This is a genomic window from Sphingobacterium sp. UBA7038 (assembly GCF_002494055.1).
GTDB lineage: Bacteria > Bacteroidota > Bacteroidia > Sphingobacteriales > Sphingobacteriaceae > Sphingobacterium > Sphingobacterium multivorum.
Genome location: NZ_DLAV01000019.1, coordinates 13,716 through 30,448, shown reverse-complemented (window position 1 = coordinate 30,448; position 16,733 = coordinate 13,716). Strand labels below are relative to the sequence as shown.

Here is a 16,733-nt window from a genome sequence, read left to right as displayed (position 1 = left end):
ACTAAATTGCTTCACGCCTAAGCACGTAAAATGTTTTTCAGGCATTACATGCGGTAAATAATTATTATGGAATTTGGAGTTCATCGGGTTATTGGTGTAGAACGGGAGTCTTCGGAGATTAAGGATGCAACAGCAAAAGAGAACTATGTCGTTCTTTTTGTGTCAAGTGGCGGCTGTAGCATGCAGATCAATAAACAGATCACTGAGATTGAGGAATATAGTCTAGTTTTGATTCCGCGCGGGATACAAATCGAAGCCAATACAAATGAACAGCGCCCATTTTTGATTATCTATTTTTCGGAAAGTTTTTTTGTACGTACCGAGGTTGATACGGCCTTCCTTCGAAACTTCAAGTCATTTAACAAAAGTGAATATACCTATCGAACACTTAGCGTGCCCAAAGAATACGCGACCTACTACGAATTTGTAGGCATGCAGCTGAAACTGTCCAAGCAGAATTATAATAAGGCAATTTATCGGGATTTGGCACATAATATCGTGAAGCAGATTGTGCTGCTGGCGGCTATATATGCAGAAGATCGTCAATCGGGCGAACTGCTGGGGCAGCGGACGGAAGTATCATTGGTGCGACGTTTTCAGGAGCTTGTTGAAAAACATGTAAAAAAGGAAAAACAGGTTGCTTTCTACGCGGATCAATTAAATATAGGAAGTAAAAAATTGACCAATTTCACCAAGGAGACGCTGGGTACCACACCCAAAGAACTTATCACCAAAGAATTGCTCCGTGTCAGTAAGAAGCTTCTTGTGGAATCTTCACTCAGTATCAAACAAGTAGCTTGGGAATTAGGGTATAAAGACGTGAATAACTTTAGTACCTTTTTTCTGAAAGAAACATCCCTCACACCAACAGAATACCGTAAGCGCTGGCAGCAATAACTTTTCTGTATTAAAAATATTACATGTTTTCCTATTAAAAAGAATTGTTCTTATTCTTTCGTTTTTTTTATAAAAGGTATATTTATAGTAAAGCAACGAAAGCGTATGAAATATTTACGCGGTGAAATTCACGTTCTTTTGGCGTCAAAATTTGATAAAGATTCAATAAGAAATGAGGCTGTAGGACAGAATATCATAATATCATGGATGGTTTATACGATTGTAAGGATAAGATAGTAGGCTATGAAAAAGGGAATATTGTTTTTGGGATTGGTTCTTTTAGGAGGTACAGCCTTCGCACAGACTGGCGTGAGATTGAATATTGAGCTCCACGATGTGCAGCATCTTGTTATTAATCCAGATCAATCGATCGTTACCTTGGCCTACCATACCTTAGCCGATTATCAAAATGGCGTTGAGTCTATCCAAAAAGCACATCTTTCGGTATTTAGCACGTCGGGCTATGAAGTGAAGGTCAAAATGGCCAATCAAGATTTTATAAAGCTCGGTCAGGCACAGACAGAAAAAATTCCCGCACCATTGATTCGCGTTAGAGCTACTGCCACTTATATAGGGCAAGCCGTAAATACAGCTAGTAGCGTCCTTTCTACCAATAAGGAAACGATCATTTCTTCAGATTCACCCGCCCTCAACGGACTGTTCGATGTTACCTACACTGGTCCCGGAGCTGACGACTTAATGCAATACGTAGAAAAAAATAACACGGTTACTTTTACAAACGATGTTATGTATAGCATCGAAACAAGATAATATTCCCCTTAATTCAATTCTTTTGCCGTAGACACCCCGCGCTGTAGTGATCACGCTACAAGCTTTTGTAGCTGTACAGCTACAACATTTCACGCGCTCCCTTTTTTATACTTTTTGGACTCAAATTCATACTTTTTGCCTCATTTCCTGCTGTACTTTTGTCCTGTCAAAAAAGGATAGATAATAACGAATAAGTCAATAAAATTATAAAAACTTCAAAATGAAAAAAATTACTTTCTTCGCAGTAGCAATCGTTGGTTCAGTAACTGCAGCAAACGCTCAATCTCAATCACAAGCAAAGGTAAAAGTGAATGTTGAATTGAATCCTTTTCAATCTATCGAAATTGGTAGCGGTGCAGGACAAGATGGTCCAGTTACATCGGGTTATGATGACGAAGTAACCTTGAAATACGAAAAGGCAGCTGACTATACCAACGGGGTAAGTAAATCGATTGCAAAACAATTGAAAGTGTCTTCGGTAGGTTCTGGTTACAAAGTAAAAGCAACTTTATTGACTAATGGACAATTCAATAAAGTAGCTGGAAATGGTGCTAATACGTACGATGCTAAAAAATTAATCGAAATTCAGGTAGATGGTAAAACTGCTTCAACAGATGTCAACATGGAATTCGGTCCTTTTGGAAGTACAAGTACAGCAGAAGCTTCGGTATTGAACAAAGAGTTGGATGTAAAATATATCGGTAAACCACTTAATGAAGCAACAGTAAAGGAATTGTTGGGTAATGGTGGTAAAGATACAAAAGCAAAATATACCATCGATGTGGTGTACACTATTGCAGCAAACTAGTAGATCCTATACTACGCTATGAAAATCATATAGATGCAGGTATCGGAAGATACCTGCTTTTTTATGTATTTTTATCCCAAATATATTTTTATGAAGAACCTGATTGCCTCATTTTTTTTGCTTTTTATCGCTACAGTAGCCTTTTCTCAAACAGGATTGACCGTTGGGCCGCCGCGCTTGTATTTTGTGGGTGATGCCGGCCAGGCACAAACGCAATATGTTGATGTGACCAATCCTAGTAAAGATTATACGCTCGAACTGGGTGTTTCTTTTGAGGACTGGTCTTATTCCGAGTATGGTGATAATGTATTGAGTCCAAAGGGAACCTTGCCGACGAGCTGTGCAAATTGGCTGTCGGTATCTGAGTCTTATTTCTCGCTGAAACCCGGTGAATCAAAACGATTGCAACTGAATATGCAGGTGCCCAAGGATGCAAAATTCACGGCCGAAGTACCCGTTCATACGGCAATGCTCTTTGTAACGCAGTTGAACCCTAGGGCAAGAGAAAAACAGGAAGGAGCTAATATCCGTTTGGCCGTTCGTTCGGGAGTAAAAGTTTATCATCGTTTCAATGGGAGGGAAACGCCGGATCTTGAAATTACAAATCTGGTTTATAAAGATGTGGATTCTGTTGGACAGTTTCTGGAGGTCAGTTACGATGTGACCGGCAATATCTGGTTGGAAGGAAGATTGCGTGCCGAGTTTTTAAATCAGGAAACAGGTGAAAAAGAAGTGGTGGACAATCTTAATTTTTACTGCTTGCCCGGCGATAAGCGTAAACAGTATATTGCAATTCCCAAATCGTTGAAATCTGGGAATTACCTCGTTTCAGTATTGGCATTTTATGGCGATCAGGATGTGGTGAAGATCGCGGAATTGGAATTTAAACATGTGGCAAAGAACTAAAATAGCAGTACTCTTGATTTGGGGCTTGTTTTCAGCCTTACCTCTTGTTGCGCAATTGCGTTTTTCAGTCTGGTCGGACAACTATTTCGAAGTGACATCCTACTTGGGCAAAACAACGCCGGATCGATTCAATGTTTTTCAATTTGATTTGAATGGTCTCAATGTAAACGAGAAAAATTGGTCGCTCGCCGTGCGCCTGCTAGCTCCAATACGGACCATTGCCGGTGGGAAGAATCGCAGTGGCAATACATTTCCCGTCGACAAGATCAGTCTGCGCTGGACCGGAGACAACAATGAAGCGAATTTTCGTCTCGATGGTATCGGCGCAAGCCGTACGCCGATTATTTTGCAAAACAGTAACGATGTGCTGCTGATTAATCGGGCGAAACAACCCATTAGCTCCAATGGAAACTATTACCAGCAATACCAACTTTATAGTGCGCTGACTGTTGCGCAAGGTAAATACCTGGACGACTATCTAAGTCCTGATCAATATACGTACCTGAAGTACCGCATTCCTCTGTTGTTTACCCTGTATAGTGAAAGCGGAAAAGTGCTGGGGACGCAGGAGATTAATTATGAAATGCAATTGCCGCCGCGTCTGACTGACGGTGGGATGGTCGATATGGAGCCTGATTATAGCTTGGAGATTGCCGCGGATGCCGCTAATGCCACCTTGCAGTTTTCGACACAAAAAGACTACATGCAGGGAGTAAGTTCGTTGGTTGCAAATGCAATCCGCGTGAACTCTATAACGGACTACGAGCTCCGTGTTAAGTCGGTCGATAGTGAGCTTGTTCGCAATGGTGGCGGAACACTACCATTGTCGACACTGTCACTTCAATTAACTGCGGGAACGGGAATAAACAGGATAAGATCCAACCCCAAAGTATTTTTAACGACACAGGAACAAGTTGCTGTATCGGCGGCTTCGGTGGATAAAAAGCAGGCGCAGACCTTTAATGCGGAGTATAAAGCGAATCTGACGGCTGATCAGGTGTCGGCTTCTAAATCTGGAAGCTATAGCGTGTCTCTCCTTTATTTATTGATTCCACAATAGTTTGATCCCCATCGCGTGTTTAAATGCTCTTCTCATAAGATTAGATTTACAGTCTTCGCGCTGTTATTGCTGCTGGTCAAGTTCGTTTGGGCACAGCAGGAAAAGTCGGTGCAGCTCGTTTTACCGGAGCAGCTTCGTTTGGAAGCTGGTCTCAATAGTATCGATCTGCAGCTGGTCAACAACAGCAAGCAGGATTTTACAGGCGAGCTCAAGTTATTGTTGCCGCAGGGTTTGCGTGCCCTTGGGTCGGATCGTTTAACATTTACAGTACCTGCGGGTAAAAAACGATTTATTACCCAGCGTCTACAAGTCCAGGCGCCCGCTCAGCTTAGGGGACAAACTGTTGGTATTCAGCTTCGGGATTCACAGGGTCATCTGGTCGACAACAAGACAATGGCTATCGATGTGCCTCCAAAAAAAGCAGTGATCCTGCAGGATGTTTCGGAACCGCAGTATCTGAAGCATGTGGGTGACTCCATCTTTATCCGGACACGGGTGATAAATAATGGTACAACGGACGAACAGATCAAAATCTTGTTTTCCTCCCCGGATCGAATCGGCAATACCAAATTTAAGGAACAGAACCTTTTCCTTCCAGCCGGGTGTGACACGCTTTTCATACTCCGTTTTGCTGTGGAGAAATACATGTTAAACCGAGCACAGTACACGCTCAATGTCACCGGTTTATACGAGAATGGCGATGTGTTTGGAAATCTATCGGTGCTCTTATCCAATATTGCGGCCGATCGAAATTACCAGCAATTATTTGACAACCGGGGTAATTTGGCCGCATACTCGCGTAATTTTTTTGATCTGCAGCTCGATAACCTGCTCGGTGAACAAAAATCCTTTTATTTAAGGTCGGAGGGAGAATATCGCCTGGCCAATGGGCAGATTCGATACAGTGCTTATCTGACTAAAACGGGTGGAATGGACCGGCCTGCTTTAAGCAATACTTTTGCAGCCTTTCAGAAAGGAAATAATACCTACACGATCGGAAATTTGCAGGAAAGTATGGAGGCTTCGGCCTTTGGAAGAGGCGTCAAATTTGACCATATCGATACGGCAAGGGCCGCCAATTTTACAGTAGGCCTGTTGCAACGTGCTGTGGATCTGCTGGATTACAGCTCTTCCAGCGACCCCGGTTATACAGCTTTTGGAAAGGTGGTGTTGGGGGAAAATAAGCCTGAGCACCGGCGTTATGAAGGTCAGCTTTTTTACGATCGCAATGGTTTGGATAGTACAACGAGCCTGCTATGGGCAAATTCTTTTGACTTTCTGAAACAAAAATATGCAGGCAACACCGTGCTTCGCGGTTTTGTCGCCGCTGGACTTCAAAGCCAAAATGGCCAACAAGTAGGACGGGACTCATCCATGCCTTCATGGGCATTGGGTATGCGAATGGATCAGCGTTTTGCCAAATGGAGTTTTAGCTCCGATAATTTTTATAGCTCCCCTTATTATACAGGCAATCGTCGTGGTTCTTTGCAGTTTGTCGAACGTGTAAATCGAAATTGGGGTAAGTTATCAGCGGCACTAAGTTATACCTTTTACCGCTATAACCCAAGCTACCTGAATACACGTTTTCTCAATTACGCAAGCCAATCTTCGCGCTGGGATTTAAGTATGTATATGCCCTTGAGTTCATTTGTGACGCTTTCCGTATTGCCAAACTATAATCGTGAGATTGGAACCTATATGTTTGCCGCAGGCACTCGTGAATTGAAGTCAACCTCATGGCGCCTATTGTCAACGGTGAATGTGCGGTCGCGTAACCTGCAGCACAACCTGAATGTAACCACTGAGACAGGGCTTGTGTCAATGACCGATCAAGCTACTGGACTTTTTGCGGTACGGACAGATGTTAATTACAATTATAAAAATCTGGGACTTTCTGCTTCTTACCAGCAAGGTGCTTTTCAGATTTCGGATCTGGTGAGTGCACTCTTAATAGGACGTTCGTTTGGAAAGCGTTTTTCTTTAGGACCCCGTGTAAGCGGATCCCTTTTGCAGGAAAGACTGCAGTGGACGGCCAACGCCCGGGCGAATCTGAGTAGCAGTTATGGAAATAGTTTCGGGGGGAACGCGAGCCTGAATTACCGTGTGCTGAAAAATACCTTACTTACGGGTATTTTTCAATACAATTATAGTGTCATGAAAACAGGATATGACTACGATTTTAATAATTTACGGATTGGTGTTCGGCAGAACTTAAAAGGATCAAATCTTGATCGCCCGGCAATCAAGACCGGGAATTTGCGTGTCTTCTGTTTTCAGGATAGAAATTTTAATGGAATATTTGATCAAGGGGATATTCCGATGGCTGACCATAGCTTTACGGTAAAAGGGATTTTGTTTGTAACGGATAAAGCAGGATATGCTTCCTTTAAAAAATTACCATATGGATCATACTTGTTTTTTTCGCCAAAGCAGGGGCAGTATATGGCGGTTTCGAAGGTGATCGCGATACAGCAGTCAAATCTAGAAATCCAAATTCCGCTCCAGCGCGGTGGAATGGTACAGGGAGCTGTTCGTGTCGAGTATACCCAAGGACTTAGCTTGGAGACTGATCTGAATTTAGATATTTACAAAGTGTTAGCAAAAGACAGGAACGGAAGGGTCGTCGAAATGCATACCGATAAGGATGGACATTTTGAGTTTGGCCTGCCAGAGGGCACCTATAGTTTCTATTTGGATAATGCGAGCTTCCCGGCAAATGTATTTACCGATCAAGAGGCGCAATCGGGAACGGTAAAACTTGATGCCGACTTGGTCCTTGAGCCTTTTGTTTTAAAAGTGAAGTCAAAAAAGGTCAATGTCAAGCGCTTTGGACAATAAGTTTCCTATCCGGCGATATGCTGAGACTTGACATCGCTGATATGATCTAACAGTGAATGGTTTAAAATGGGGGATGTTTTTAACATTTCTCGTATAGGATATTTTTCAGCAATATCTGTAAGGGTTTTAAGATGTTTTTCATGGTGAAGGTCAGTGCCCACAAAATCATACATACCTGATTTCAATAAAGTCATCGCGATAGCTTTGACGTCGACACCATAATAACGGCATCTGCGTTATGCGATTGATGCCGGGAAGATCAATCAGGAGTCGCTAGGTCGGTATAATAGGTGCTCCATTCAAGTTTATCTGTCTTGAGATAGAGGTAGCTCAATAAAATGTAGGTATTGAAAAGATCAACATCCTATTTCTTCTCTCCATTTAATGCGTTTTGGGCATATCTATATTCCCAATATTGGTCGATATATTGGCTCGATTCCTCGTTTCGAGCAGTTCCTTTGCAAGGTCTAGTGCGCGTTGATAATATTTTAAGGCCTGATCGGGGTCGTAGCTCTTATTAAACACATTTCCTATATTCAGAAAAGAAAGCATCATGCCTTTTTTGTCGTTGCGTTCTTCTCGTTTTTTGAGTACGTTGAAATGGGGTTTTTATACTTTCATCAAATTGGTTTAGTTTTAGTAGTATGACGCCTTTTAGATTAAGGAGGTCAACTTCCATTTCACTCATGTGATGAAGTTGAGCTAGCGAAATCCCTTTTTCTACGATATTTTGGGCCTCCTTTGGGTCACTGCGATATATTTCTTTTGCTTTGTTATAGTACTCTTTCACCTGTGAGGAATCAATTTCGATAGGAATATGCTGTTGCTGATGGATAAATCTGCAGTATGCTCTAGCCTGCAATTTTTGTGGATAGCTCAAGACAAGCTGTAAAAATAGGGGAAATAACAAAAAGATTAATCTATTCATGTTGTATTATGATTATAACCTTGAATAATAATATAAGATCCTAGTATGCGATCGGGGCCGAAAAATATTATTCTACTCTTAGTGTATCGAATTATTAACAATGGAGAGGGATTTACGTAATATAATTAAAGAATTGAAATATTTTTTGCAATTTAACAAAAAACAATGTAAAATAAATGTTGAAATGTGAAATATATGATTATATTTGCGATATGTAAAAATATAAATTTCATTTTTGAATAAAGCTAATATAGTTTTTTCAAAATCGGAATGCTTATGATTTACAGTTTGAAAAGCCTAGCTTTATGCTATTAACTTATAATAATCGAAGATTGAATTTTTAAAATAGCCTTTCAGTTTATTGGAAAAGGAAGGTGAACAGATTATCTCATTTTAAAAATAGCTTTTATTAGAATATATATTATCTAAATTGAAATTTGAGGTTGTTCTGGTGTATTGTTTGGAATCTAAAAAGATAGAACATGTGTTAAATTTTGATTTATTACTGTTGATAGTTTTTGCGGATGATTTATTCTCAGGTAGGATATTCGATTCAAAATGTCGCCAAATCTTTTATCTGAAATATTACAAAGGCCTCAAGTGTTAAGCTTGTGATTGTAGATGAAATGCTCCGGTTGGTTGGACCGGCCGGAGATTTCAGAAAGATGAGTAAAAATATTTAATTTGATATAAATTAACAATTAATATAAATCCTCATGTGGTCTATTTTTAACAGAAAGAGTCAACCTTATGACCTCAGTTGGATGGAGGTTGATATGCATTCCCATATTTTGCCTGGATTGGATGACGGTTGTGCCGATACAGCGGAAAGTATGAAGATATTGCGCCATCTAGCTGATTTAAATCTGAAGCAGCTATATTTTACACCCCATGTGTTTAAGGAAATGTATCCCAATACCGTTTCACATATAGAACGAGCATTTGCTCAGTTATCTATCGGAGAATTCGCCGGTTTTCTTGGGGGATATGCCGCGGAATACATGGTTGATAGTCACTTTGAGCAGCTTTTAAAAGCTGATGAGAAATTGTTAACATTGCCCACTAATTTGATTTTGATCGAAATGTCCTATGCGCAGGAATATAATCAAATTGAACGAATGATTTTTGATTTGTTGATCGAGGGATATAATCCCATTTTGGCACATCCTGAACGCTATAAATTTTACCATGGCAATGTGAATCAAATCAGGCGGTTACGTGAAATTGGTTGTTTATTGCAGGTTAATCTTTTATCTGTTACGGGCTACTATGGGATGCACGAAAAGCGTATGGCAAAATATCTGGCCAGTGAGGGGTTAGTGGATCTTGTGGGTACGGACATTCATCATGAAAGACATGTTATGGCGTTGGAGCATAGCTTACGACGAGAAGATCTTTATCGTTATTTTAAAAAATGTCATTTAATCAATCAAGAAATATTTCATAAATTGAACCAATAAAAAAGAAGCTTCAACAAGAATCTAACTACAATCTACAAGCATAATACTAACAATGAGAAATATCCCGACTAAAAAGAGGCTTAATGCCTGGAGGCTATTGCCTATTTTTTTTACTTTTTTTGTGCTGAGCAGCTGTTCCGTAAAGAAAATCGTTTATTTTAACGATTTACAGTCTGATTCCTTGCGTATTTTCAAGGAGGCCGCTGCTTTTACTGAACCTACAATTCAATCAGATGACATTTTAAGTGTCACTATACAGACACTTGATCCGACGACAAGTTCTGTGGTCAATCAAGCTGAAATTATTCAGGCTATTGGTGCAAGCTCGGCTGCAACTTTGGGTAATCAGGTTATTAACGGTTTTTTGGTCGATAAAGAAGGTTATATTCAGATGACATTATTGGGTAAAGTGCAAGTTAAGGGACTTACAACTTTTCAGGCGCGTGAGCGCATTACGGAGATGGCAACTAAGTACTATAAAAACCCTACTGTTCAGGTGCGTTTTGCCAATTTTAAGATTACGGTTCTTGGAGAAGTAGCCCGACCGGCAACCTATACTGTTCCTAACGAAAAAGTTACAGTACTGGATGCGTTAGGTCTTGCTGGTGATTTGACGATTTATGGTAAACGGGAGAACGTACTTCTTGTTCGTGATCAGCTTGGACAAAAGGAATTGGTAAGACTCAATTTAAATGACAGCCAAGTGTTTCAATCCCCTTATTTTTACATGCGTCAGAATGATGTGCTATATGTTGAGCCGGGTAAAGGGAAAGCGGCTGCAAACAATGCGGCAAGGACGCAGACTTTTGCAATTATAGGATCTTTGTTGTCAGTTTTGATCGTGGCATTTTCTCGTTTATAAACTTTTATCTATTATTGTACTATCTAAATAGACCGACTATTGCCTAGGCTTTTTAGCCATCGTAAATTAACTAAAATGAGTAATAAACATATAGATTGGGACGAGGAGTTTGATTTCGAAACCAAGCCGTCTGAAAATAAGAACATGTTGCGCTTTGTTCAACAGCTTTTGTCAAATTGGTATTGGTTTGTAATTTGTGGGCTAGTAGGCCTATCAATAGCTTATATGTACCTTCGTTATAGTATACCTCAATATAAGATTCATGCCAAGCTATTAGTCTCTGATGATAAAAAAGGAGGCGGAATGCTATCTTCGTCGGCGTTAGGAGATCTATCCAGTTTAATGGGTGCAAAGAATTCTGTTGATAACGAAGTGGAAGTTCTCAAAACCGGTGATTTAATGCGCCAGATGGTATTACAGGAAAAGGCTTATATTCAGTATTATAAAATTGGACGTATACACAATGTGCCTGTGGTTGAGAGCCCATTTACAGCTGTGCTACTGAATGAAGTAGATTCTGTAGTGGAGCCTGTTTCTTTTGATATACAGGTTTTGCAACCAAATATAGTACAATTGAGCAATAACGATACAACATTTCAGGTACGTCTGGGGCAGGCCTTTTCGTTTTCGCCTACAAATCGCTTACAGATCATTGCCAACGGCATGTATCCAAATACCAAAAGCAATGAGTTTGGTTTTGTATTGAGGCCTATCCGTGATGCGGTTGAGGATTATGGCAAAGCCTTGACGGTGGACGTTACAAATAAAAATGTGTCTACCATTGACCTGACGCTGGAACACACGCTACCCAAAGTTGGTGAACAGGAATTGACTACTTTGATCAATAAGTACGTCGAACTCAATTTACACGACAAGAACGTCATTGCTGACTCCACGTTGTCCTTTATTAATACGCGATTAAAGAAGATTACTGAAGAGTTGTCTGGAGTGGAAGACCGTATTTCTGGTTACAAGAAGAGAAACCAATTGGCCGATATTTCCGAGCAGGGGAAAGTGCTGATTGAAAGCTCAGCGGACTATACGAAAAAGCTGGCAGAGGTGGAGATGCAGTTGGCAGCTGTCGATGCTGTCGCTTCCTATTTGAAAGATGCAAGGCATCCGCGCGTAGTACCTTCATCGGTATTTCCGCAGGATATAGGATTCAATGCTTTGGTTCAGCGTTATAATGAGCTTGTACTTCAGCGCGAGCGGCTTCTATTGGCCAATACCGAAGATAATCCTCTGGTGCAGAATATTAACACCCAGATTGCCGGAGTGCGGCAGGACATGATTTCTAATGTTAACTCTATGCGTAGGCAGTTGGAGCTTGCTAAGCAGGGACAGCAAAGCTTGTCAAATAGTGTCAATTCGCAGATTAATCAGGTGCCGACTATTGAGCGTGGTTATATTGATCTCTCCCGCCTACAGCAGATTAAGCAGGCCCAATATATCTTTTTGCAGGAAAAATGGGAGGAGACTGCTATCGGTCGTACAGCAAATGTATCCAACTCTAAGGTTATTGACTCTCCGAAGGCAGAGAAAAAGCCATTTTCTCCAAAGAATAAAATGGTTTATATCCTTGGTCTTTTGTTAGGACTTGCTTTGCCACTAATCCTATTGTACCTGCGTAATTTATTTAATGTGAGGATCCAGGGAATTGATGATATTGAATCATTGAGCAGATTGCCAATACTCGGTATGATAGCGCACTCGGACGACAAACAACAGGTAGTCGTCACGAAAACTTCACGCTCGCCCATTGCCGAGCAGTTTCGTGCGATGCGTACGAATCTGGAGTTCGCTCTAAAAGGGGGGAAGCGGATTTTATTTACTTCTTCGATGTCGGGAGAAGGCAAATCTTTTGTGGCACTCAATCTAGCTGTTACGCTTGCGTTATTAGATAAAAAGGTACTATTGATGGAACTTGACCTGCGTAAGCCCTCTGTTACTTCCAAATTAGGCCTCGTAGCCGGAAAAGGCTTTTCCCATTACATCGTTCGGCCCGATATGCGGATTGATGATATTGTTATGGCATCGGGTAGCCATGAAAATGTACATTTGATCCAGGCTGGTGCCATTCCGCCTAATCCAGCGGAGTTATTGATTCATCCTCGTGCGCAGCAGTTGATGGATGAGCTTTCACAGCGCTACGATTATATTTTAATGGACTCTCCTCCGGTAGGTGTCGTGACCGATGCACAACTGTTGTCCCGTTATGCTGACTGCTGTTTGTATTTGGTACGTCAAGGATTTACCTATAAAGAACAGCTGAGAATTCCGAATGAACTGGTTTCAACGAGCAAAATCGAGCAGGTACAATTAATTGTCAATGACATAAAAGCGACGGGAGGATATTATAACTACGGATACGGATACGGATACGGTTATGGGGATTATGGGCAAGAGGGGAAAAAACGTGTCTGGTGGAAGTTTTGGAAAAGGAAGTAGTCCTTGTTGATTGGGATATATTATTTTATATAGATGAGTAACAAAAATGGACAAAACGAGTAAACTATATATAGCCGGCCATGGTGGTATGGTAGGTAAAGCTATCATGCGCGCGTTGGAAAAATGGGGCTATGACAATTTGTGCTATGCCAAATCTGGCGAACTTGATCTTCGTGACCAAGAGGGCGTGCGGGATTTTTTTGATCGAGAGAAACCTGATATCGTTATTGATGCGGCAGCTCGGGTAGGTGGTATTTTGGCTAATGCACGTTATCCTTATCAATTTTTGATGGAAAATATGCAGATTCAAAATAACCTGATCGATAACTCATTAAAGCATGATGTGAAGAAGTTTATTTTTTTGGGTTCATCTTGCATTTATCCTAAATTCTCTCCACAGCCATTAAAGGAAGATTTCTTACTTACTGATAGTTTGGAGCCCACGAATCAGTGGTATGCTTTGGCTAAGATTACAGGTGTTAAAGCTTGTGAAGCTATTCGTGACCAATTCGGTAAAGAATATGTTAGTCTGATGCCGACCAACCTATATGGTCCGTACGACAATTTTGATCTGGAGACGTCCCATGTTTTACCGGCGATGATCCGAAAATTTCACGAAGCCAAGGTTTCTGGGCATCTTCCAGTGATACTTTGGGGATCAGGCAAGCCCATGCGGGAGTTTCTGTTTGTTGACGATTTAGCTGAGGCGGTTATCTTTGCGTTAGAAAATAAGCTTCCGGATTCACTTTATAATGTGGGGACTGGGATTGATCTTCCGATTGAGGAGCTCGCGAAAATGATACAGCAGGTTGTGGGACATCATGGTGAAATTCATTGGGATAGCAGTAAGCCTGATGGAACTCCACGGAAGGTAATGGATATTTCTAAGTTACACGGTTTAGGTTGGAAACATCGCGTTTATTTACAGGATGGTGTTCAAAAGACCTACGCCTGGTTTTTGGAGCATCAGAATAATTATAAGGAAGTTAAATTATAAGAGCCTATTACCTAGTCCTGAGGGGATTTATGGTTTGGAAAGTATAAAGAAATTTTATGAAAACAGCACTAATAACGGGAATTACTGGGCAGGACGGTTCATACTTGGCCGAATTGCTATTGGAGAAAGGGTATATGGTTCATGGAATCAAACGTAGAGCCTCGTCGTTCAATACGCAACGAATTGATCACTTGTATATTGATCAACACGAGCAACATGTTCGATTTAAATTGCATTATGGCGATCTGACTGACTCTACCAATCTGATCCGAATAATCCAGGAGGTCCAGCCTGATGAGATTTACAATTTAGGTGCCATGTCGCATGTGAAAGTATCGTTCGACTCACCTGAATATGTGGCTAATGTGGATGGTATCGGAACTTTGCGTATACTGGAAGCTGTGCGTATTTTGGGATTGGAGCATAAGACTCGTATTTATCAGGCTTCTACGTCTGAACTTTATGGCGGTCTTGAGGAAAACAAGAATGCACGGGGTTTTTATGATGAAAATTCGCCCTTCTATCCACGATCACCTTATGGTGTTGCTAAGATCTATGGATTTTGGATTACCAAGAACTATCGTGAAGCTTATAATATGTATGCATGTAACGGCATCTTATTTAACCACGAGTCACCACGACGGGGGGAGACTTTTGTGACGCGTAAGATCACGATGGCCACTGCTGCTATTGCTTTAGGCAAACAGGATTGCCTTTATCTGGGGAATCTAAATGCATTACGCGACTGGGGGCATGCGAAAGATTATGTTGAGGCGATGTGGCGTATTTTGCAACAGGACAGTGCAGAGGATTATGTGATTGCGACGGGGGTTACTACGTCTGTACGTGATTTTGTACGTCTTTCTTTCGCAGAGGTTGGTGTTGAGCTCGCATTTGAAGGTAGTGAAGAAAATGAGGTAGCCAAGGTTGTTGCGTGCCATGATCCAGCTTATCAATTGGAGATTGGGAAAACTGTAGTTAAGATTGATCCCGCTTATTACCGTCCTACAGAAGTCGATTTGCTGATTGGTGATCCAACCAAATCAAAGACAAAATTAGGCTGGGAACCAAAGTACGATTTAGCAGCTTTGGTTAAGGAAATGGTACTTTGTGATATTGAAACTGTCAAGAGAAACTATAATGCCCAGTGGGAGCATATTGTTGGTTAATTTTGAAAACGTGGTAAATATTTGCTCATTATACTCGCTATTTTTTAAAATAGAGTGTTTGGCCTTAAGATTATGTTTTTGAAAAAAAATAGTTTATTGAAAAGTACAGCAATTTATGCAGGTACAGAAGCAATAAATAAGGGTATTAATTTTTTACTACTTCCATGGTTATCTTATTATTTAATTCCCAGTGAGCTTGGAATAGTGACTAATTATAATATTTGTTTTACGATTTTGAACTTGCTTTCGAGTACAGTTTTTGTAAGTTTTATTAATTATTTTTTTTATGAAAACACAAGGAAAGCTACAAAGAGCTTAATTACATCGATTGTTTTTTTAGCGTTCATAGTCACGATTTTCTTTTTTGTCTTTGTTTTATTTTTCAATAAGATGGTTTATGAACAGTTAGGGATAGGGCTTAATTTTCAGCTGCTTCTGCTTGTTCATATTTTTATGACTACATTTAATTCCATTTTAAGTGCTATCTATAGACTTAAAAACAGGCCTCTTAAATTTGCAGTTTTTCAGATTATTCAGATTTCAGTTAATATATCATTATTAATATTATTAGTGATTGTTTACAAGTTTGCATCCCAAGGCAGGATTGCAGGTATGGCGATGACATCAATTGTAATGGGATTTATTAGCTTCATAATCTTGTTAAAGTCAAATTACTTTGGTCCATTAAATCGCAGTATTCTTAAAAAGGTATTGCATTTTTCTTTACCACTGACCCCATACTCTGTTTCATATTGGTTTAAAAATGGTTCTGATAAAATTATCATTACTATGTTCTGCGGTTTAAGTGTTAATGGTACATATTCAATGGCTCTAAGTATATGCAGTGTTTTTACTACATTGATTAATTCATTTAACAATGCTTTTACACCTACACTACAGAAGAGGTTGAGTAAAATGGACAATATGCCCTACTCGCAAACCATACCAGAGAGAAGAGACATCGTTAAACAAATCTATAAGTATGCTTTAGGATTTGTGCTTTTATTTTTTTTATGTTACTTGGGTACTGAGTTGTGCTTTAAAATTGTTATCAGTAAAAAATATGTTGAATCTCAGGTCTTTTTACCTTGGTTATTATTGGGCTTACTTTTTGACGCTTTTTATTCGTTAACAATTCAATATATCTACAAAGCTAAAAGAACTGTTGGTTTAGGAATTATAACATTTTCTTGTAGTACGATACAGGTTCTTGTTACCTATTTTTTAGTAAAATGGACGGGAGCTATAGGAGCGGCATATTCATCCGTTATCATGAGTTTGATCACTTTTTTAAGCATCACATATTATTCTGTTAAAGTTTATCCGATGCCTTGGAATTTATTTTACAAAAATAATAATCAAATGGTATGATTGTAAAAATGAGCATCAAGTCTAGTTATGAATCCATATATTTTCTAATAATGATTTTATATATGGCCATGGCTACTCCCTATACACAAGTCTTGAATTTTCCCCCTTATAAGGCCGTATGGAGTTTTTTTATTCCTGTTATCTTAACAGTAATACTTGTTGCTCGTAAATATTACTTATTTAGAATTACTCGAACTAACGTATTTTGCTTTTTGATC

Annotated in this window: 13 protein-coding genes; 12 read left to right on the top strand and 1 reads right to left on the bottom strand. The window is 40.0% G+C overall.

Going from position 1 to position 16,733, the window contains the following annotated elements:
• Positions 1 to 66 precede the first annotated feature (66 nt).
• The 6 genes from B3H30_RS12710 to B3H30_RS12685 all read left to right on the top strand — a co-directional run bounded on the left by B3H30_RS12710 (position 67) and on the right by B3H30_RS12685 (position 7,280).
• A complete protein-coding gene (locus tag B3H30_RS12710; protein ID WP_286775330.1) occupies positions 67 to 897 on the top strand; it encodes a helix-turn-helix domain-containing protein in 831 nt (276 codons plus the stop codon).
• A 243-nt stretch (positions 898 to 1,140) separates the two neighbouring features.
• The gene (locus B3H30_RS12705) at positions 1,141 to 1,668 is read left to right on the top strand and encodes a hypothetical protein (protein WP_201639818.1); all 528 of its coding nucleotides are present in this window, start codon (positions 1,141 to 1,143) and stop codon (positions 1,666 to 1,668) included.
• Positions 1,669 to 1,888: 220 nt separating this feature from the next.
• Entirely contained in the window at positions 1,889 to 2,476 is a 588-nt protein-coding gene (locus tag B3H30_RS12700; protein WP_070570047.1) for a hypothetical protein, read from the top strand.
• 90 nt (positions 2,477 to 2,566) lie between these two features.
• On the top strand, positions 2,567 to 3,382 hold the full coding sequence (locus B3H30_RS12695; RefSeq protein WP_070570062.1) for a fimbrial biogenesis chaperone: 816 nt from the start codon (positions 2,567 to 2,569) through the stop codon (positions 3,380 to 3,382).
• Positions 3,366 to 4,442, top strand: a complete 1,077-nt coding sequence (locus B3H30_RS12690) for a hypothetical protein (RefSeq protein ID WP_159332692.1) — start codon at positions 3,366 to 3,368, stop codon at positions 4,440 to 4,442. Before B3H30_RS12695 ends, B3H30_RS12690 begins: the two co-directional genes overlap by 17 nt.
• Positions 4,443 to 4,457: 15 nt before the next feature.
• The gene (locus B3H30_RS12685; protein WP_286834201.1) at positions 4,458 to 7,280 is read left to right on the top strand and encodes an MSCRAMM family protein; all 2,823 of its coding nucleotides are present in this window, start codon (positions 4,458 to 4,460) and stop codon (positions 7,278 to 7,280) included.
• Between the two features lie 517 nt (positions 7,281 to 7,797).
• Here B3H30_RS12685 and B3H30_RS12680 read toward each other — a convergent pair.
• Positions 7,798 to 8,208: a hypothetical protein gene (locus tag B3H30_RS12680; protein ID WP_112375388.1), complete on the bottom strand. Its 411-nt coding sequence runs from the start codon at positions 8,206 to 8,208 to the stop codon at positions 7,798 to 7,800.
• A 716-nt stretch (positions 8,209 to 8,924) separates the two neighbouring features.
• On the opposite strand from B3H30_RS12680, the gene B3H30_RS12675 reads away from it, so the two are divergent.
• The 6 genes from B3H30_RS12675 to B3H30_RS12650 all read left to right on the top strand — a co-directional run bounded on the left by B3H30_RS12675 (position 8,925) and on the right by B3H30_RS12650 (position 16,515).
• Positions 8,925 to 9,668, top strand: a complete 744-nt coding sequence (locus tag B3H30_RS12675) for a tyrosine-protein phosphatase (RefSeq protein WP_286710117.1) — start codon at positions 8,925 to 8,927, stop codon at positions 9,666 to 9,668.
• A gap of 52 nt (positions 9,669 to 9,720) precedes the next feature.
• Positions 9,721 to 10,530, top strand: a complete 810-nt coding sequence (locus tag B3H30_RS12670; RefSeq protein ID WP_286710116.1) for a polysaccharide biosynthesis/export family protein — start codon at positions 9,721 to 9,723, stop codon at positions 10,528 to 10,530.
• Positions 10,531 to 10,605: 75 nt separating this feature from the next.
• Positions 10,606 to 12,978, top strand: coding sequence for a polysaccharide biosynthesis tyrosine autokinase (locus B3H30_RS12665; RefSeq protein ID WP_286710115.1), 2,373 nt, complete (start codon positions 10,606 to 10,608; stop codon positions 12,976 to 12,978).
• Positions 12,979 to 13,024: 46 nt separating this feature from the next.
• Complete coding sequence (locus B3H30_RS12660; RefSeq protein ID WP_286710114.1) at positions 13,025 to 13,975, top strand: GDP-L-fucose synthase family protein; 951 nt, start codon at positions 13,025 to 13,027, stop codon at positions 13,973 to 13,975.
• A 56-nt stretch (positions 13,976 to 14,031) separates the two neighbouring features.
• Positions 14,032 to 15,144, top strand: a complete 1,113-nt coding sequence (gene gmd / locus B3H30_RS12655; RefSeq protein ID WP_286710113.1) for a GDP-mannose 4,6-dehydratase — start codon at positions 14,032 to 14,034, stop codon at positions 15,142 to 15,144.
• 96 nt (positions 15,145 to 15,240) lie between these two features.
• A complete protein-coding gene (locus tag B3H30_RS12650; RefSeq protein WP_286710112.1) occupies positions 15,241 to 16,515 on the top strand; it encodes a lipopolysaccharide biosynthesis protein in 1,275 nt (424 codons plus the stop codon).
• Positions 16,516 to 16,733: the final 218 nt, after the last annotated feature.

Excerpts from the sequence above, each read along its gene's own strand:
- B3H30_RS12665 (WP_286710115.1), top strand. The coding sequence starts at position 10,606 with ATGAGTAATAAACATATAGATTGGGACGAGGAGTTTGATTTCGAAACC.
- B3H30_RS12660 (WP_286710114.1), top strand. The coding sequence starts at position 13,025 with ATGGACAAAACGAGTAAACTATATATAGCCGGCCATGGTGGTATGGTA.
- B3H30_RS12680 (WP_112375388.1), bottom strand. The coding sequence starts at position 8,208 with ATGAATAGATTAATCTTTTTGTTATTTCCCCTATTTTTACAGCTTGTC.
- gmd (WP_286710113.1), top strand. The coding sequence starts at position 14,032 with ATGAAAACAGCACTAATAACGGGAATTACTGGGCAGGACGGTTCATAC.
- B3H30_RS12690 (WP_159332692.1), top strand. The coding sequence starts at position 3,366 with ATGTGGCAAAGAACTAAAATAGCAGTACTCTTGATTTGGGGCTTGTTT.
- B3H30_RS12675 (WP_286710117.1), top strand. The coding sequence starts at position 8,925 with ATGTGGTCTATTTTTAACAGAAAGAGTCAACCTTATGACCTCAGTTGG.
- B3H30_RS12700 (WP_070570047.1), top strand. The coding sequence starts at position 1,889 with ATGAAAAAAATTACTTTCTTCGCAGTAGCAATCGTTGGTTCAGTAACT.
- B3H30_RS12705 (WP_201639818.1), top strand. The coding sequence starts at position 1,141 with ATGAAAAAGGGAATATTGTTTTTGGGATTGGTTCTTTTAGGAGGTACA.
- B3H30_RS12695 (WP_070570062.1), top strand. The coding sequence starts at position 2,567 with ATGAAGAACCTGATTGCCTCATTTTTTTTGCTTTTTATCGCTACAGTA.
- B3H30_RS12710 (WP_286775330.1), top strand. The coding sequence starts at position 67 with ATGGAATTTGGAGTTCATCGGGTTATTGGTGTAGAACGGGAGTCTTCG.
- B3H30_RS12670 (WP_286710116.1), top strand. The coding sequence starts at position 9,721 with ATGAGAAATATCCCGACTAAAAAGAGGCTTAATGCCTGGAGGCTATTG.